Annotated in this window: 22 protein-coding genes; 15 read left to right on the plus strand and 7 right to left on the minus strand. The window is 66.0% G+C overall.

Going from position 1 to position 15,056, the window contains the following annotated elements; translation table 11 throughout:
• Positions 1–1,061 (minus strand): glycosyltransferase family 39 protein (locus tag KBZ15_RS06435; RefSeq protein ID WP_255014335.1); only part of this gene is annotated, 1,061 nt, incomplete at its 3' end.
• Positions 1,062–1,079: 18 nt separating this feature from the next.
• Between KBZ15_RS06435 and KBZ15_RS06440 the strand changes: the two genes are divergently transcribed.
• The 4 genes from KBZ15_RS06440 (at position 1,080) to KBZ15_RS06455 (ending at position 3,283) form a co-directional block, all read left to right on the plus strand.
• Positions 1,080–1,256 carry a hypothetical protein gene (locus KBZ15_RS06440; RefSeq protein WP_255014337.1) on the plus strand — a complete coding sequence of 59 codons (177 nt, stop codon included), beginning with the start codon at positions 1,080–1,082 and terminating at the stop codon, positions 1,254–1,256.
• A 697-nt stretch (positions 1,257–1,953) separates the two neighbouring features.
• Complete coding sequence (locus tag KBZ15_RS06445; RefSeq protein ID WP_255014339.1) at positions 1,954–2,238, plus strand: hypothetical protein; 285 nt, start codon at positions 1,954–1,956, stop codon at positions 2,236–2,238.
• Between the two features lie 386 nt (positions 2,239–2,624).
• Positions 2,625–2,903, plus strand: coding sequence for an AbrB/MazE/SpoVT family DNA-binding domain-containing protein (locus tag KBZ15_RS06450; protein WP_255014342.1), 279 nt, complete (start codon positions 2,625–2,627; stop codon positions 2,901–2,903).
• Positions 2,900–3,283, plus strand: coding sequence for a type II toxin-antitoxin system PemK/MazF family toxin (locus tag KBZ15_RS06455; RefSeq protein WP_255014344.1), 384 nt, complete (start codon positions 2,900–2,902; stop codon positions 3,281–3,283). The genes KBZ15_RS06450 and KBZ15_RS06455 overlap by 4 nt, the downstream gene beginning before the upstream one ends.
• An 80-nt stretch (positions 3,284–3,363) precedes the next feature.
• Here KBZ15_RS06455 and KBZ15_RS06460 read toward each other — a convergent pair whose 3' ends face one another.
• From KBZ15_RS06460 to KBZ15_RS06475, 4 genes are read right to left on the minus strand one after another with little or no spacing between them, the layout of a single operon-like run.
• Complete coding sequence (locus tag KBZ15_RS06460) at positions 3,364–3,762, minus strand: type II toxin-antitoxin system VapC family toxin (protein WP_255014346.1); 399 nt, start codon at positions 3,760–3,762, stop codon at positions 3,364–3,366.
• 8 nt (positions 3,763–3,770) lie between these two features.
• Positions 3,771–4,034 (minus strand): type II toxin-antitoxin system Phd/YefM family antitoxin, encoded by a 264-nt coding sequence (locus tag KBZ15_RS06465; RefSeq protein WP_255014347.1) that lies wholly within the window; start codon positions 4,032–4,034, stop codon positions 3,771–3,773.
• Positions 4,035–4,064: 30 nt separating this feature from the next.
• Positions 4,065–5,129 (minus strand): glycosyltransferase, encoded by a 1,065-nt coding sequence (locus KBZ15_RS06470; RefSeq protein WP_255014349.1) that lies wholly within the window; start codon positions 5,127–5,129, stop codon positions 4,065–4,067.
• 11 nt (positions 5,130–5,140) lie between these two features.
• Positions 5,141–6,076: a DMT family transporter gene (locus KBZ15_RS06475; protein ID WP_255014351.1), complete on the minus strand. Its 936-nt coding sequence runs from the start codon at positions 6,074–6,076 to the stop codon at positions 5,141–5,143.
• A gap of 59 nt (positions 6,077–6,135) precedes the next feature.
• Between KBZ15_RS06475 and sppA the strand changes: the two genes are divergently transcribed.
• The 10 genes from sppA (at position 6,136) to KBZ15_RS06525 (ending at position 12,445) form a co-directional block, all read left to right on the plus strand.
• Positions 6,136–6,948, plus strand: a complete 813-nt coding sequence (sppA, locus tag KBZ15_RS06480; RefSeq protein ID WP_255014353.1) for a signal peptide peptidase SppA — start codon at positions 6,136–6,138, stop codon at positions 6,946–6,948.
• Positions 6,945–7,322: a chorismate mutase gene (gene aroH / locus KBZ15_RS06485; protein ID WP_197148313.1), complete on the plus strand. Its 378-nt coding sequence runs from the start codon at positions 6,945–6,947 to the stop codon at positions 7,320–7,322. The genes sppA and aroH overlap by 4 nt, the downstream gene beginning before the upstream one ends.
• Before the next feature lie 55 nt (positions 7,323–7,377).
• Positions 7,378–8,010 (plus strand): DUF2808 domain-containing protein, encoded by a 633-nt coding sequence (locus KBZ15_RS06490; RefSeq protein WP_396123412.1) that lies wholly within the window; start codon positions 7,378–7,380, stop codon positions 8,008–8,010.
• Positions 8,011–8,064: 54 nt separating this feature from the next.
• Complete coding sequence (gene rpmH / locus KBZ15_RS06495; RefSeq protein WP_006170261.1) at positions 8,065–8,202, plus strand: 50S ribosomal protein L34; 138 nt, start codon at positions 8,065–8,067, stop codon at positions 8,200–8,202.
• Positions 8,203–8,212: 10 nt separating this feature from the next.
• The gene (gene rnpA, locus KBZ15_RS06500) at positions 8,213–8,596 is read left to right on the plus strand and encodes a ribonuclease P protein component (protein WP_255014355.1); all 384 of its coding nucleotides are present in this window, start codon (positions 8,213–8,215) and stop codon (positions 8,594–8,596) included.
• The gene (locus tag KBZ15_RS06505) at positions 8,593–9,000 is read left to right on the plus strand and encodes a PH domain-containing protein (RefSeq protein ID WP_255014357.1); all 408 of its coding nucleotides are present in this window, start codon (positions 8,593–8,595) and stop codon (positions 8,998–9,000) included. Before rnpA ends, KBZ15_RS06505 begins: the two co-directional genes overlap by 4 nt.
• A 53-nt stretch (positions 9,001–9,053) precedes the next feature.
• Entirely contained in the window at positions 9,054–10,181 is a 1,128-nt protein-coding gene (gene yidC / locus KBZ15_RS06510; RefSeq protein ID WP_255014359.1) for a membrane protein insertase YidC, read from the plus strand.
• 17 nt (positions 10,182–10,198) lie between these two features.
• A complete protein-coding gene (locus KBZ15_RS06515) occupies positions 10,199–10,678 on the plus strand; it encodes a DUF177 domain-containing protein (RefSeq protein ID WP_255014362.1) in 480 nt (159 codons plus the stop codon).
• Positions 10,679–10,688: 10 nt separating this feature from the next.
• The gene (locus KBZ15_RS06520) at positions 10,689–12,167 is read left to right on the plus strand and encodes an AAA family ATPase (protein ID WP_255014364.1); all 1,479 of its coding nucleotides are present in this window, start codon (positions 10,689–10,691) and stop codon (positions 12,165–12,167) included.
• 104 nt (positions 12,168–12,271) lie between these two features.
• Positions 12,272–12,445, plus strand: coding sequence for a hypothetical protein (locus KBZ15_RS06525; protein WP_197148305.1), 174 nt, complete (start codon positions 12,272–12,274; stop codon positions 12,443–12,445).
• Between the two features lie 22 nt (positions 12,446–12,467).
• Here KBZ15_RS06525 and KBZ15_RS06530 read toward each other — a convergent pair whose 3' ends face one another.
• A complete protein-coding gene (locus KBZ15_RS06530) occupies positions 12,468–13,283 on the minus strand; it encodes a mechanosensitive ion channel family protein (RefSeq protein WP_255014366.1) in 816 nt (271 codons plus the stop codon).
• 138 nt (positions 13,284–13,421) lie between these two features.
• On the opposite strand from KBZ15_RS06530, the gene KBZ15_RS06535 reads away from it, so the two are divergent.
• Entirely contained in the window at positions 13,422–14,561 is a 1,140-nt protein-coding gene (locus KBZ15_RS06535; RefSeq protein WP_255014372.1) for an aminotransferase class V-fold PLP-dependent enzyme, read from the plus strand.
• Positions 14,562–14,638: 77 nt separating this feature from the next.
• Here the strand turns inward: KBZ15_RS06535 and KBZ15_RS06540 are convergent.
• Positions 14,639–15,056: aquaporin (locus tag KBZ15_RS06540; RefSeq protein ID WP_255014367.1), on the minus strand; the 418-nt coding region annotated here is incomplete at its 5' end.

Here is a 15,056-nt window from a genome sequence, read left to right on the forward strand (position 1 = left end):
AGCAGGCCCGCCGCCGGCGTGGCCGGCAGCCAGTAACTCGGCAGCTTGGTCGCCGCGGCGGTGAAAAACAGCAGCACCGCCAGCAACCAGCAGGCCGCGAAGCGCTGCAGCGAGAGTTCCGGCGCCAGGGGCTTCGCCGGCCGCCAACACCAGCGAAGGGGGCCAACCCCCTGGGCCAGGCCCAGCAACAACAGGGGCGTGACAGGCAGGCTGGCGATCACTAGTACCGGCGCGAAGAACCACCAGGGCTGCAGGTGGTTGTTCACCACCACCGTGAAGCGCTGCAGGTTGTGGTAGCCAAAAAAGCTGCGCCAGAAGGGTTCCCCTGCCACCACCAGGGCAGCCCCGTACCAGGGAAGGGCCACCAGAGCCGTGATCGCCAGCCCCTGCAGGGGCCTCAGGCGCCGCCAGAGCCCGGCCATATCTGCCTGCAACCAGCCAAACAGCAGCAGGGTCAGGCCCAGCAGAACCACGGCCACCGGGCCCTTGGCCAGCACCGCCAGGCCCAGCAGCAACCAGCAGCGCCACCAACCCTGGCCCCGGGCGGCATAGGTGTGCCAACCCAGCAGCAGGCTGAGGACCAGGAGACCTGAAAACAGGGCATCACTGACGGCGATGCGGCCCCAGAGCAGCACCAGGGGCGAAAGGCCAAAGGCAAAGGCAGCCGTCAGGGCGACCAGGGCCGGCCGGCCGGGCCGCTGGGGCCAGCGCAGCAGGGTGTCTGCCAGGGCCAGCATCACGGCGCCGCAAGCCAGGGCCGAGGGCAGCCGCGCCGCCCAGGTGCCCAGGGGGTTCCAGAGCTCCTGGCCGGGGAGGACATAGAGCAGCCCCATCGCCCAGTAGACCAGCGGCGGCTTGTCGAAGCGGGGCAGGCCGTTCACCCGGGGGATCAACCAGTCACCGGTTTCGGCCATGGCCCGGGCCGAGGCGGCAAAAAGGGGCTCGGTCTCGTCCACCAGACCGGAGCTGCCCAGCTGCCACCCAAACAACACCAGGGCCACCGCCGCCGTGATCAACAGCACCTGGCGGCGCTGGAGCGAAGCGACGGGCGGCGGGGCCATCCAGCCAGGGCAGAGGCTTTGAACCTATCCCGGCCCTGTCCCGGCCAGATCCGCGGGCGGCCGGTGCGGGATGGCATGGCCCAGCAACTGTGGGAGCAGGGGCAGCAGCAGGCGGCAATCCTGCGGCGACCGGGGCTGGTCAACTACATCTTTAAATGGAGGGATCTGGCCGGGGCCGCGCGTTTGATGCGCTAGCTGCTGAAGGGGCATCCGGAAGATTTGGAGATACTCGAGAACCTGGCGGCGATGCTCGGCCATGTGGGGCAGGGTGAATTTGCAGCCAATCGCAAGGGGCAGGCCCTCTGGCTGGCGGGGTGGCTGCATCGTTATCTGTGCCTGCAGGGGGAGGGGGAGGGGGAGGGGAGGCGTCCCTCGACGGCTCAGGTCCAACCCCGCTGGCGGCTTCGGTGCTGAGCATTGCCGAGCTCTGTGGAGGCGTGCGCGAGGGTGAGGAGCATTCGCGCCTGGATGCCTTTGTGGCGACGTCAGTACGGCCCCAGCCATGGCAGCAGGCAGGCGCCACCCTCGCCACCCTCAACCGCGGCCATTTCCCGATGCTGGCCGATGTACTTGTGCCTTCGCCAGATCCTGATGGTGCTCCGCCAGCAGCCGGGCTCTTGATGGTGAAGCAAACCAGCTCAACCTCAGCGGTAAATCCGCAAGCGCCGCAACCCCTCGCATTCGCACTTCAGGGCCGAGCCAGCAGCTGGCGTAGTCGCGATGGCAAGTACTGGCGTACTATACAGAAAGCGGCAAGGGCTCGGCTTGGGTAGGGTTTTGGTCTTCGACATTCAAGGCTGGATCACCCTCGTCATCGGCGGCCTGCTGGCGCTGATCACTCTCTTCTCGTCCTACAGCCATGCCTCAATCCCCTTCATCGGCACCGTCGCCCTTGACCAGCAAATCGGAGTATTACTCCTCTTTGCCTTGGTTCCGCCGCTGCTTGGCGATGTTGAACTGGCGACCCGTCGTCGACTACGAGCTGAGAGAGATCGAGTTCGATCGGAGAGAGATCGAGTACAAGCAGAGAGAGAGCGAGTTCGAGAAGCGCAGGATCGCTCACGAGCAGAAGATGAGGCAGCTAGACGAGCTCGACTCCAAGCTAGATGCACTCTTGTGCAGCTCCAGCACCAGCTCGACCCCACCCTTGAGCACACCCGACAACTCCGAGGCTTGATCGCCTTCCTGCTCGAGTACCGGCCGTTCGCCTGAGGGGGCAGTTCGCGAGAGTGCCTCCGGTTTTTCCTGCCGTGAGGAAATGACGAGCCCAATCACCCCGATCAACCGGGCCGATCCGTCGGCTCAGAGAGGAGCAGTTGCTCACTCAGGCTTGCCTTCAACAGGTAGCAGGCCCGCTGCCGGGCGAGCCGGCGCTGCCGAATAGCCCTCGTGCATGTTCAGTTGCCACAGGACCGTTGCAGGACCCACCCGTTCATCCTTGTCAACGGCGCAAAGAGAAGGGTGTGACTTCTCTGGCGGGCAGCGACGGACTAAACTACGTTTAAACAGGAGTTTGGAACTGTGACAGGCGGAATGTCGACAGGAGGGATTTCGAGTGGAGAAGTGTCGATAGGAGGAGTGTCGGCGGCTAGCCCATCCCGCCAGGCCTTGCGGCGCTGGGGTAACAGCCTGGGTGTACGGCTACCGGTGGCTATCGCCCGCGCAGCCCATCTCCAGGAAGACCAGGACATCGAGCTGAGTGTTGTGGAGGACGGGGTGCTGATCCGGCCCATCCAGCCCCGGCTGTCGCTGGAGCAGCGCCTGGCGGCGTACGTACCGATGCCGGCTGAGCCGGTCGAGGCCATGGCCTGGGAGCCGCTCGGCGCTGAAGCGAATCAATGACACCACGGCGCTTGCGTGGCACCTGGATTCCCGAGCGCGGCGAGGTGATCTGGATCGATCACAACCCTCAGGCCGGAAGGGAGATGAGGGATCATCATCCGTTTCTGGTGCTCTCGAGCGCAACCTTTCACGCCGCCGTGGGCCTGGTGGTTGGATGCGCCATGACCTCAGCGCCCTACAACCAGAGCTCCTCCATGGCCGTGGATCTTGGTCCGATTCCGGATCGGCCGGATGCCCACAGCTACGTGCTGTGCCATCAGCTGAAATCCTTCGACTGGAAGGTTCGCGGCGCCAGGCCCCATCCCATGGGGGTGGTGCCGGCTGAACAGCTCCAACAGGTGCAGGAGATCGTGGCTCAAATTCTCGGCTTCTGCCCCTGAGAAATCAAACTGGAATAAGCGATATCTTGGTTTAACTGACGGTCAAGCACGAGATCATTGCCCCAGGTTGGGAGACTGATTCAACCCATCCCGCCCATCAGCCGCACCGGCCCCGGATAGGCCGCCAGTTGCTGATCGGCCGTAATCAACAGCAGGCCATCAGCGCTGGCCTGGGCCAGCAACAGCCGATCAAAGGGATCGCTATGCAGGGGCGGCAGCGCGGCCACCGCCAGGGCGTGATGGGCCTGGATGGGCAGTTCTTGCCAACCGCCATCAAGCAGTGCTCGGCGCAGCACGGCCGGCTCCACCCGGAAATCGGGCCGCCACAGCGCCTGTTTGATCACCAGCTCCCACAGGCTGGCCACACTGAACATCGGCGTGTTGGCGTGATCCTGCAGCATCGCCGCCAGGGCCGCAGGCAGCCGCTCAGGTGTGCCCTGCGACCACACCAGCAAGTGCGTATCGAGCAGCAGGCGCATCGCTGGCCTCAGGCGCCTTCAAACAGATCGGCGATCTCGGCGGCGGCCAGCTGATCAAAGTCGTCGGGCACCTGGCACTGGCCGACCAGCAGGCCCAGGCGCCGCAGCGGCGCCGCGGCAGCACCTGCTTCGTTGAGGGGGGTGACGCGCACCATGGGCCGGCCGGCCTTGCAGATCACAAACGGTTCTCCTGCTGCTGCCTCCTCCACCAGCCGCGAGAGGTGGGTTTTGGCCTCCTGCATGTTCACCTGCCGCATGACCCAAGAATCCACAACGCCGTTTGAGCCTGCACGCAAACCGTTTCAAAAACCCAAACCAGCCAGCAGCCACGCCTCAACCCGCTCCGCCAGCACCTCTCGGGAGGCGTTGGCCTGGGCCCACTGGCGGCAGGCGCGTCGATCGATTGCCCCCACCTGGGTCACTGCCGCCACCAGGCCCCCCACGTCATCGGGCTCCACCAGCAGCCCATTCAGCCCCGGCTGCACCAGCTCGCCCGGACCGCCGCGGCGGTAGGCCACCACCGGCACGCCGCAGGCCAGCGCCTCCACCACCACGTTGCCGTAGGCCTCGTTCCACTTGGGGGTGTTCAGCAAGGCCCGGCAGCGACCCAGCTGCTCCTGCAGCTGATCGGTGGGCAGGAAGCCCCGCCACTGCAGGGTGCCGGCCGGCACCGAGGCCTCCACCGCCGCCGCATAGGCCCGGTCCTCAACCAGGCCCCACACCGCCAGGGGCAAGCCCAGCTGGGCCGCCGCGGCCGCCGCATCCTCCAGCCCCTTTTCTGGCGCCACCCGCCCGGCCCAGCCCAGCAGCGGCTCCGGCTCGGCGCAAAACCCATAGGCCGCCAGATCAAAGCCATTGCCCAACACCACCGGCGGCTGGGGCAGGGCGAAATCCGCTGCCTGAACGGCGCTGTGGAAGGCCAGCCGCCGTTGGTCCCAGCCGGCCACATCGGCGATCACCCCATCCATGGCCTCCCCCACCGAGCCCATGCTGACCAGATGGAATATCGGCAGCGGCGCCGTGGGGGTCAACCAGAAGGGCAGCCAGTCGTAGGCCAGGTTGAGCGCCAGCTCAAAGCCCGCCGCCGGGCCCTCCAGCAGCACCCGCCGCCAAAAGCGCGGCAGCAGCCCATCGGCCAGCATCGTGATCGGGGCGCTGCGCTCCTGGTGCTGGGCACTGGGCTGGGATCGGCCAGTGCAGGTCCACAGGGTTGCGGCGGCGCAGGCGGGCGGCAGCACCGACCCCCCAGCCGCCAGCACGGTTACCGCGTGGCCCCGCTCCAGCAGGCCCGCCACCAGGGTGGTGGCCGTCAGTTCCACCCCACCGCCACAGCCACTGCCCAGGGCCCCCAAGGGGGTGCTCACCATCAGAATCCGCATCAGGCCTCCTGTGCCATCGAACCGCCCTGCCAGAGCTGCTTGCGGCGGCTGATCAGCAGCACCGATACCAGGGCCAGCAACGCCCCAAGCCACTGCAGCGGCCGCAACTGCTCATCGAGCCACCACACGCCACAGAGCAGGGCAAACACCGGCGTTAAAAAAGTGAGCGCCGTGAAACCGGTGAGGTCGCCGCTGTTGGCAAACCAGAAGAAGAGCCCGTAGGCAAGGGCACTGCCGAACACGGTGGCGTAGGCCATCAGGCCCCACTCCGCCGGGCTCCAGGCGGGCAGGGGGGAGCCGGCCAGGCCAACGCCGCCCAACAGGGGCAGTCCGCCTATCAGCATGTGCCAGCCGGTAATCGCCACCGGATCACTCTGGCGGCTGGCGTAGCGGCTCAGCACCGTGCCGATGGCCATCGCCGCCGCCGCCGCCAACATCCAGAGTTCCCCGTGGCTCCAGGCTTGCTCCCCCACGGCGGCTGGACCCTCCAGCCACCAATGGCGCAGCACCGGCGCCGGCAAACCCAAACAGAGGATGCCAAGCAACCCGAGCAGCAGGCCCATCCAGCCCACCGGATTGATCGCCTCGCCAAACAGGCTGCGGGCCAGCAGGGCCACCAGCAGGGGCTGGGAGTCGATCAAAACCGAGCCCAAACCGGCCCCGGTCTGGCCCAGGCCCCTGGCCAGCAGGCCCTGAAACAGGCTGCCATCGACCAGGGCGAAGAGCAGCAGCCAGGGCCAATCGCTGGCGGCGACCCGCAGGGAGCGGCCCAGCAGCATTGCCGCCACCAGCACCAGGCCACCTGCGGGCAGCAACCTCAAACTGGCCACCTGCAGGGGAGTGCCTCCCTCCAGCAGGGGCCGCATTGCCGCCATCGCCGTGCCCCAGAGGGCAAAGGGCAGCAACATCAGGGGCCATCGCAGGGCCTGGGGCATGGCGCTTGATGGCCGGTGGGGGCATTCTTTTTAAGATCCAACCACTTCACCGCAACCCAATGCCCTGGCCCTGGCGTCGCAAGACCCGTCGCACCCTGGCGCGCATCGCCATCGAGGGGCCCATCGCCGGCGCCACCCGCACCCGGGTGCTCAAGGCCATCCACCAGGTGGAGCAGCGCGAATGCCCCGCCCTGCTGCTGCGCATCGACAGCCCGGGCGGCACCGTGGGCGACAGCCAGGAAATTCACAGCTCCCTGCTGCGCCTGCGGGAGAAGGGATGCAAGGTTGTCGCCAGCTTCGGCAATATCTCCGCATCCGGCGGGGTCTACATCGGCGTCGCGGCCGAGAAGATCATTGCCAACCCGGGCACGATCACCGGCTCCATCGGCGTGATCCTGCGCGGCAACAACCTCTCCAAGTTGCTCAAGCGTGTGGGGGTGAGCTTTGAAACCGTCAAAAGCGGCCTCTACAAGGACATCCTCTCCCCCGATCGCGCCCTCACCGAAGGGGAAAGGGAGCTGTTGCAAGGCCTGATCGACTCAAGCTACGACCAGTTTGTCGAGGCGGTGGCCACGGGTCGGGGGCTGGACCAGAAGCAGGTGCGGGCCTTCGCCGATGGCCGGGTGTTCAGCGGTGCCCAGGCCAAGGAACATGGCCTGGTCGATGGCCTGGGCGATGAGGAGACGGCCCGGCGGCTGGCCGCCGAGCTGGCCGACCTCGACCCAGAAAAAACCCGAACGATCACCTTTGGCAGCCCGCCAAAACGATTCGGCGGGCTGCTGCCCGGCCGCAGTCAGCTGCGGGAACTGGGCCAGGCCCTCAGCCTAGAACTCGCCTGGAACGGCCAACCGCTGTGGCTCCACCGGCCATGAGCCAGTCCCCTGTGCTGCGCGCCCTGCGCGGGGCCACCACCGCCGACGCCAACACCGCCGAGGCGATCGAAGCTGCCGTGGCCGAACTGGTGCAGGCCCTGGTCGCGCGCAATGGCCTGGGGGCGGAGCAGCTGGTGTCGGTCACCTTTTCGGTGACCGGCGATCTCGATGCCTGCTTCCCGGCCGCCATCGCCCGACGCCAGCCCGGCTGGGGCCAGGTGGCCCTGCTCGATTGCCAGCAGATGGCCGTAGTGGGTGATCTGCCCCGCTGTATCCGGCTCCTGGCCCATGCCTGGCTCCCCCCCCAGCAGGCGCCGCTCCATCCCTACCTGCGGGCAGCGGCCCAGCTCAGGCCCGACCGGGTCGATCCCTGATCCGACCGCCACCTGCAGGGCCGACCACCGAGACCAGCGGGCCAGGCCCTGGCTGATGAGAATCGAATTCCTCACCGGTATCTCCCTGATGGGCTTCCCTCCCCTGCGTCGCCTTGTGGCACCCCTGCCTGCACTGGTGACAGCCGCAGCCCTGGCCGGGCTGGGAGCCCTGGTCCCTGGCGCGCTGGAGCAACCAGTCCGGGCCCAGGGCACCCCGAGCCTGATGGAGTTCCGCTGGGACAACACCAAGGATTACCGCAAGCTCTACTACTTCATGACCGAGACCCAGCGTCTCAAGCGCTCGGAGTACTACCTAATTCTCAGACCGAAAGACCGCAAAACAGCAATTTTGAAGCTGAGTATCAGCATCCCCAGCTATTTCGACGCCAAAATCGATCCCAAACGGGTCAAGCTCTGCAAGATGAGCGAAGGCGGCATGATGTCGCGCACCAAGTGCCAGGAGACGATCCCGGCCACGATCGAAATCGCTGAAAACGGCAGCGCCATTGAGATCTTCCCCGACACCCCCATTCCGGATACGGGCACGATTGGGGTTTACATGAACATCTTCAACCCGTTCAACATCGGCATGTATCAGTTCAACGCCCTGGCCCAGGCCCCGGGCGATGTGCCGATTGCCGGCTATCTGGGCAGCTGGCTGATTCAGATCGATCCGCCCAGCAACTGATAGGTTGGCCCTTACGCCCAATACCGACGCGACGAGCGCAGCAACAAGCCAGCCATGACCAAGCGCACCCTGGAAGGAACAAGCCGTAAGCGCAAGCGCGTCTCCGGTTTTCGGGTGCGCATGCGCAGCCACACCGGCCGCCGCGTAATCCGCACCCGGCGCCGCCGCGGCCGCGCCCGGCTGGCTGTTTAGGTCCCTTCCCTTGGCCCTGCCCCAGCGTCACCGGCTCAAAGGGCAGCGCGTGTTTGACCAGGTGTACCAGAGGGGAAGCCGGCAGCAGGGTCCAGCCATGGTGCTGCGCATCCTCGATGCCCAGCCCGGCCTGCTCCCCCTTGAGCAACAGCTCCACCCCCCGAGCCCCTGGCGCTGCGGGGTAGTGGTGAGCAGCAAGGTTCACAAGCGGGCCGTGCGGCGTAATCGACTGCGGCGCCTGATCCACGGCCACCTGCTGGCCCAGTCGATCGGAGCAGGTGGGCGCTCCCTCTGGCTGCTGCTCAGCCTCAAACCGGGCAGTGCCGATCTCCCCAACCAGGCCCTGCTGGGAGAATGCAACCAACTTCTGCACCAGGCAGGCCTGACGCCATGAGCCAAGACAGCAGCAAAAACATCCAGGAGACGGTTTTTTACGAGGGTGGGCCGGCCAAGGGGGATCTGGTGTTCAACCTGCTCCTGGGGCTGACGCTGATTGGCATTCCCTTTGCCGTCGGAGCGATCGTGCGGGCCCTGTGGCTGCGCTTCCGCATCACCAGCCGCCGAATCGAAGTGAACGGCGGCTGGCTGGGCCGCGATCGCACCCAGGTGGTGTACAGCCAAATCCGGGAGGTGCGCAGCGTGCCCCGGGGCTTCGGTCTGTGGGGCGACATGGTGCTGGTGCTGAACGACGGCTCCAAGCTGGAGATGCGCTCGGTGCCTGGCTTCCGCGAGCTGGAGACCTACATCGAGGAACGCCGCCAGGCCAAGAGCTCCACACCGAAGGGCATGGCCGCCTAGACCATCAGTCACACTGAGCCCACGCTCCCCCCTACCCCCAGAGCCCCTCTGCCGTGATCGGGTACATCTCCGACAATCTGCTGCTTCCAATCCTCGATTTCTTTTACGGATTGGTGCCCAGCTACGGGCTGGCGATCATTGCCCTGACGGTGGTGATCCGGCTGGCGCTGTTCCCCCTGAGCGCCGGTTCGATCCGCAATGCCCGGCGCATGCGCATTGCCCAGCCCGCCATGCAGAAGCGGCAGGCCGAGATCAAGGCCAAGTACGCCTCCAACCCCCAGAAACAGCAGGAAGAACTGGGCCAGCTGATGAAGGAGTTCGGCAGCCCCCTGGCCGGCTGCCTGCCCCTGGTGGTGCAGATGCCGATCCTGTTTGCCCTGTTCGCCACCCTGCGGGGCTCACCGTTTGCCGATGTGCCCTACACCCTCAACCTCAAGGTGCTGCCTGCTGAGCAGATCGCCGCGGTGGAGCCGAAACCCTTCAACAGCGCCAGCCACTCGATCTTCATCACCGAAACCAGCCACGTGCCCGTCATTGCCAGCCTGGAGGGCGGCACCAAGCTGGGCGTGGGTGATTCGGCCCAGGTGAAGCTGCACACCAAAGAAGGCGAGAGCTTTGACTCCGTGCTCCAGGCCATCGAGCACGGCGACACCTTCTCCCCCACCTGGAGCGTCAGCAAAGGCGAGGGAGTGGTGAGTGTCTCCAGCGATGGCACCATCACAGCCCTGGGCACCGGTGACGCCACCGTGGAGGCCAAGATCCCCGGCCTGGCGGCCCGCAGCGGCTTCCTGTTCATCAAGGCCCTGGGTCAGGTGGGCTTCATGACCGACGGAGCAGTGAACTGGGACATCGCGATCCTGGTGGCCGGATTCGGCGCCAGCCTGTTTGCCTCCCAGATCCTCTCGGGCATGGGCATGCCGGCCAACCCCCAGCAGTCCACGGCCAACAAGATCACGCCGGTGATGATCACGGGCATGTTCCTGTTCTTCCCCCTGCCGGCCGGGGTGCTGCTCTACATGGTGGTGGCCAACATCTTCCAGGCCCTGCAGACCTTCCTGCTCAGCCGCGAGGCCCTGCCGGACAACCTGCAGGCGATCCTCGACCAGCAGATGGCCCAGCAACCGGTCACGGTCAGCGCCAGTGGCAGCCGCATGCCCTTCGAGCCCAAGGGCAAGAAATAACCCACCCTCCTGAGCCCTTGCCCGACCAATCCGAGCCCGATCCCCTGCGCCCGCTTCCCCTTCAGGAGCTGCAGCACCTGGATGGGGGCCGCCACTGGCAGATCGGCCAGCCAATCGCCGGGCTGGCCACACTCACGCCGGTGCGGGGCGAACTGCAGGCCACCCACCGGGGCAATGTGCTGGAGGTCAGGGGCAGGGCCGAAGCGATCGTGACCCTCTGCTGCGACCGCTGCCTTCAACACTTCAACATGACCTTGAGCGCCGCCAGCACGGAGCTGGTCTTGATCGGCGCGGCAGAGAGCGATGACGGCCAACTGGTGGAAAGGCTCGATCCGAGGGGCAGCTTCGATCCGGAGCACTGGATCTTCGAGCAGCTGAGCTTGCAACTGCCGATCGTCAATCACTGCGGCAGCCACTGCCCGGGCCCTGCCACCTGGAGCAGCGCCAGCTCCGGCATCGACCCCCGCTGGCAGGCACTGCAAAACCTGACCCCCTAGGCGAGCCGCCGTGACCGACAGCTGGGGCGACCAACTCGATCTCCTGATCCGCGCCCGCACGCCGATTCTCTGGATTCGCAGCCTGGAGGAGGAGCGGGTTGAAGCCCTGCTAGAGCAGGCAGCCCAACGGCTGGGCGGCCGCACCCTGCTCCGCTGGGACTTCATCGAGGGCCTCGGCGGCGCCCCCAACCGCAGCGGTGAGGCCGCCCGCAACCCGATGGCTGCCCTGGCCTGCCTCGATCCGCTGCCGCCCGAGCAGGCGGCCATGTTGGTGCTGCGCGATTTTCACCGCTACTGCGAAGATGCCGGCGTCTGCAGGCGTCTGCGCAACCTGGCGGCCAGCCTGCGCCAGGCACCCCGCACCCTGGTGATCACCGCCCCCGACTGGTCGATCCCAAGGGAGCTCGAGGACAGCATCACCCTGCTGGATCTGCCCCTCCCAGCTGCGGAGGAGATCCGAACCCTGCTGAGCACAATTGCCAATGCCAGTGGCCATCCCCTCAGCCCCGGGGTGGCCGAACAGCTCACCGCCGCCTGCCACGGCCTCAGTGAGCAGCGGGTGCGCCAGCTGGCCGCCCGGGCCCTGGCGCGGCGCGGCCAACTCGGGGAGGAGGATCTGGCCGAGGTGCTGGAGGAGAAACGTCAGGCGATCGCCAAGAGCGAGCTGCTGGAGTACTGCCCCAGCGAGGCCAGCCCCGCCGACATCGGTGGGCTCGAGGCCCTCAAGCACTGGCTGGAGCAGCGCCACATGGCCTTCAGCGAAGAGGCGATGCGCTATGGCCTGCCCCTACCCCGCGGCGTGCTGCTGGTGGGTCCCCAGGGCACGGGCAAATCGCTCACGGCCAAGGCGATCGCCCACAGCTGGAGCATGCCCCTGCTGCGCCTGGATGTGGGCCGGCTGTTTGCCGGTTTGGTGGGGGCCTCCGAGGCCCGCACCCGCGACATGATCCAGCGGGCAGAGGCCATGGCGCCCTGCGTGCTCTGGATCGATGAGATCGACAAGGGGTTTGGGGGCGACTCCCGCAGCGATGGCGGCACCAGCCAGCGGGTACTGGGCACGGTGCTCACCTGGATGGCGGAGAAAACCAGCGCCGTCTTCGTGGTGGCCACGGCCAACGGGGTCGACAAGCTGCCTGCCGAGCTGCTGCGCAAGGGCCGCTTCGACGAGATCTTCCTGCTGGACCTACCCAGCGCCGAGGAACGCCGGGCGATTCTCGATCTGCAGCTGGGGCGCCGGCGACCCAGCCACACCATCCCGCTGGATGTGCTGGTAGACCGAACGGGCGGCTTTTCCGGCGCCGAACTCGAGCAGACGGTGATCGAGGCCATGCACCTGGCCTTCGCCGAGCAGCGGGAATTCGGCGAGGCCGACCTGATCGCCGCCGCCAGCCAGGTGGTTCCACTCTCGCGCACCGCCCGGGAACAGCTGGAGGCCCTGCAGAGTTGGGCCAGGGGCGGCAGGGCCAGGCTGGCCAGCGCGCCGAGTTGATGTCGGGGAGTAACGAACTTAGACGGCAGGTAACAAGGCTTGCCCCCAGGCCTACTCAGCCCAAGTTCATACCCCTACGGTCTGGTCCATACGCCCCCTCCGCCATGACCCCGACCCCCCACAGCCGTCCGGAAATGGTCAACCAGCTGGCCGTTGCCTGCCTGGGCGCCGGGGTTGTGACCACGGTGGCGGTGGCCCAGGGGCAGAACCCCCTGACCGCCCTAGCCATCACCCTGTTTTCCGCCCTGGCCGCCGTGATGGTCGGCCAGGTGCTCTGAGCAGATCAGATGCTCTGAGGGATCAGTTGGCTGAGGGATCGGCCATCGCCACGGGGATCCTGGGAACTGGGAAACCGTTGCTGCCCAGGACATCGACAATCATGCGGTTGGTGTCGAAATACACCTGCCAGTAGTTGTCGGTGTGGGTGTACGGACGGACCGCCAGCCGGGGCCCCCGCTCACTGAATTCCAGCACCTCCACATCGCCTCCCATGCCCTCAAATTGATTGGGCACCCGCTTGAGTCCCTCCTTCAGCAAGGCGATGGCGCGGCCCACGTCCGCTGAGTTGTCGAGCTGGGCAACCAGTTCAACCCGGCGGTAGCCGTGGACGGAATAGTTCTGAATGGTGTCGCCGAACAATTTGCCGTTGGGCACGATGTTGCGCACGTTGTCGGGTGCCAGCAGCGAGGTGACGAACATGCCGATTTCCTCCACCGTGCCGGTGATCCCGGCAGCGGTGATGAAGTCGCCCACACTGAAGGGTCGGAAAACCTGCAGGAACACCCCGGCGGCGAAATTGCCGAGCATGCCGCTCCAGGCCGCCCCAACCGCCACGCCGGCGCCGGCGAGCAGGGCCGCGAAGCTGGCTGTCTGGATGCCGAAGAAGCCCAAAATGGCCACCACTAGAATCACCCGCAGCACGGCTGCGAGGATGTTGATCAGATAGGCGACGACAGTGGCATCAAGGGTGCTTTGGCGCAAACTTTTGCGCATAATGCGCATTGCCATCTGAATCAGCCAGCCACCGGCAATCCAGAGGGCAACGGCCCCTACCAGCTTGAGCACAAAGGGCACAATCGTGCTCGCCAGAAGCAAGGAGAAATCTGGAACCGGCATAGCCTCGGACCAAGTAAAGACCAAACCTAGATAGCTTCCACCCGGCCGTCAATGCGACACCAGAATTTGCAAAGCAAGGATTCAAAAAGCCAGGATATAAACACAGGCCCCGAACTGCCAGCTGATTTCCGCGCCCAGCTGCCCGCCCTGGCCAACAAGACCTACTTCAACTACGGCGGCCAGGGCCCCCTGCCGAGCTCCTCCCTCGAGGCCATCACGGCCGCCTGGCACACCATCCAGGAGCTGGGCCCATTTTCCGGCGCCGTCTGGCCGTTTGTCGAACAGACCACCAGCCAGCTGCGCCAGCACCTGGCCGACTGGTTTGGCGTGCCACAGCACCGGGTTGCCTTCAGCGAAAACGTAACCAGTGGCTGCGTACTGCCGCTCTGGGGCCTGCCCTGGCAGGCCGGCGACGAACTCCTGATCAGCGACTGCGAGCACCCGGGGGTGGTGGCCGCCTGCCGCGAACTGGCCCACCGCCAGGGGCTGACGATTTCGACCCTGCCTGTAGCGGATCTGCGCGGCACTGCCGCTGACACAAACAAGCAGGTGCTGCAGCGATTAGATCGCCAGCTCAGCCCCGCCACCCGATTGGTTGTGCTTTCACACCTGCTCTGGAATACGGGCCAGGTGATGCCGATTGCAGCGGTAGCCGGCCAGCTCAGCTCTCACCCCAAGCATCCCTGGCTGCTGGTGGACGGGGCCCAATCCCTTGGGGCCATTCCAATCGAAACTGCAGCCGCGGCTGCCGACATCTACGGCTGTACCGGCCACAAATGGTGTTGCGGACCCGAGGGACTGGGCGCTGTGGCCCTATCGGAGCGGATGGTGCGCGAGGCCAGACCCACCCTGATCGGCTGGCGCAGCCTTAGCCACGCAGCCAGCGGCCAGAGCGAATTTCACACCGACAGCCGGCGCTTTGAAGTGGCCACCTCCTGCATACCCCTTTGCGCTGGGCTGGAGCAATCCCTGCACCTGCTGGAGGCAGAAGGCACAGCCGAAGAGCGCCTGGCCCTGATTCAGCGGCGCAGCGGCTATCTCTGGCAAGGACTCCAGGCCAACCCCCGGGCCCGCACCCTGTTGGAGCTGCCGCCACCAGCGGGGCTGGTGAGCTTTGAGCTCAGCGGCGAAGACCCGCAAAGGGTGGTGAAGCGCCTGGGTGAACAGGGCATCTGGCTGCGCAGCCTCGACGATCCCCGCTGCCTTCGGGCCTGCACCCACATCACCAGCACCGAAGCTGAGATCGACCAGCTGCTTGCAGCTTTGCAAACGGTCTGAGTCACTCCCAACTCCAAACAAAAAAGGGGCTTCCGCCCCTCCTTATCTAGATCCAGCTTGCCTAGATCTAATTGGGATCAGGAAGCCTGGTCGCTGAACACATTGCGATACACCCAGCCAGCCAGCAGGGCCCCCACAATCGGTGCCAGCCAGAACAGCCAGAGCTGGCCCATCGCTTCCACTCCGGCCCAAACAGCCACTGCAGTGCTCCGGGCAGGGTTCACAGATGTGTTGGTCACCGGGATGCTGATCATGTGAATCAGGGCCAAGGTGAGGCCAATAGCAAGGCCAGCAAAACCAGATGGTGCCAGACGATCAGTAGCCCCAATAATCACCAACAGGAAGAAGAAGGTGAGCACCAGCTCCACGATCAAGGCCGCCCAGAAGCCATAGCCACCCGGCGAATGGCTGCCCCACCCATTTGTTGCAAGCGGGTTGCTGCCAGACATTACTAAATCAAACGCCGGTCCACCGGCCACCACCAGCTTGATGAAG

Origin of the sequence: Cyanobium sp. BA20m-p-22 (assembly GCF_024346275.1) — a bacterium.
In the GTDB taxonomy this organism is placed as follows: Bacteria; Cyanobacteriota; Cyanobacteriia; order PCC-6307; family Cyanobiaceae; genus Cyanobium_A.

Coding starts and splice junctions, on each gene's coding strand:
- KBZ15_RS06455 (WP_255014344.1), top strand. CDS start 2,900: ATGACACCACGGCGCTTGCGTGGCACCTGGATTCCCGAGCGCGGCGAG.
- KBZ15_RS06460 (WP_255014346.1), bottom strand. CDS start 3,762: ATGCGCCTGCTGCTCGATACGCACTTGCTGGTGTGGTCGCAGGGCACA.
- KBZ15_RS06470 (WP_255014349.1), bottom strand. CDS start 5,129: ATGGTGAGCACCCCCTTGGGGGCCCTGGGCAGTGGCTGTGGCGGTGGG.
- KBZ15_RS06475 (WP_255014351.1), bottom strand. CDS start 6,076: ATGCCCCAGGCCCTGCGATGGCCCCTGATGTTGCTGCCCTTTGCCCTC.
- sppA (WP_255014353.1), top strand. CDS start 6,136: ATGCCCTGGCCCTGGCGTCGCAAGACCCGTCGCACCCTGGCGCGCATC.
- aroH (WP_197148313.1), top strand. CDS start 6,945: ATGAGCCAGTCCCCTGTGCTGCGCGCCCTGCGCGGGGCCACCACCGCC.
- KBZ15_RS06490 (WP_396123412.1), top strand. CDS start 7,378: ATGAGAATCGAATTCCTCACCGGTATCTCCCTGATGGGCTTCCCTCCC.
- rpmH (WP_006170261.1), top strand. CDS start 8,065: ATGACCAAGCGCACCCTGGAAGGAACAAGCCGTAAGCGCAAGCGCGTC.
- KBZ15_RS06505 (WP_255014357.1), top strand. CDS start 8,593: ATGAGCCAAGACAGCAGCAAAAACATCCAGGAGACGGTTTTTTACGAG.
- KBZ15_RS06525 (WP_197148305.1), top strand. CDS start 12,272: ATGACCCCGACCCCCCACAGCCGTCCGGAAATGGTCAACCAGCTGGCC.
- KBZ15_RS06530 (WP_255014366.1), bottom strand. CDS start 13,283: ATGCCGGTTCCAGATTTCTCCTTGCTTCTGGCGAGCACGATTGTGCCC.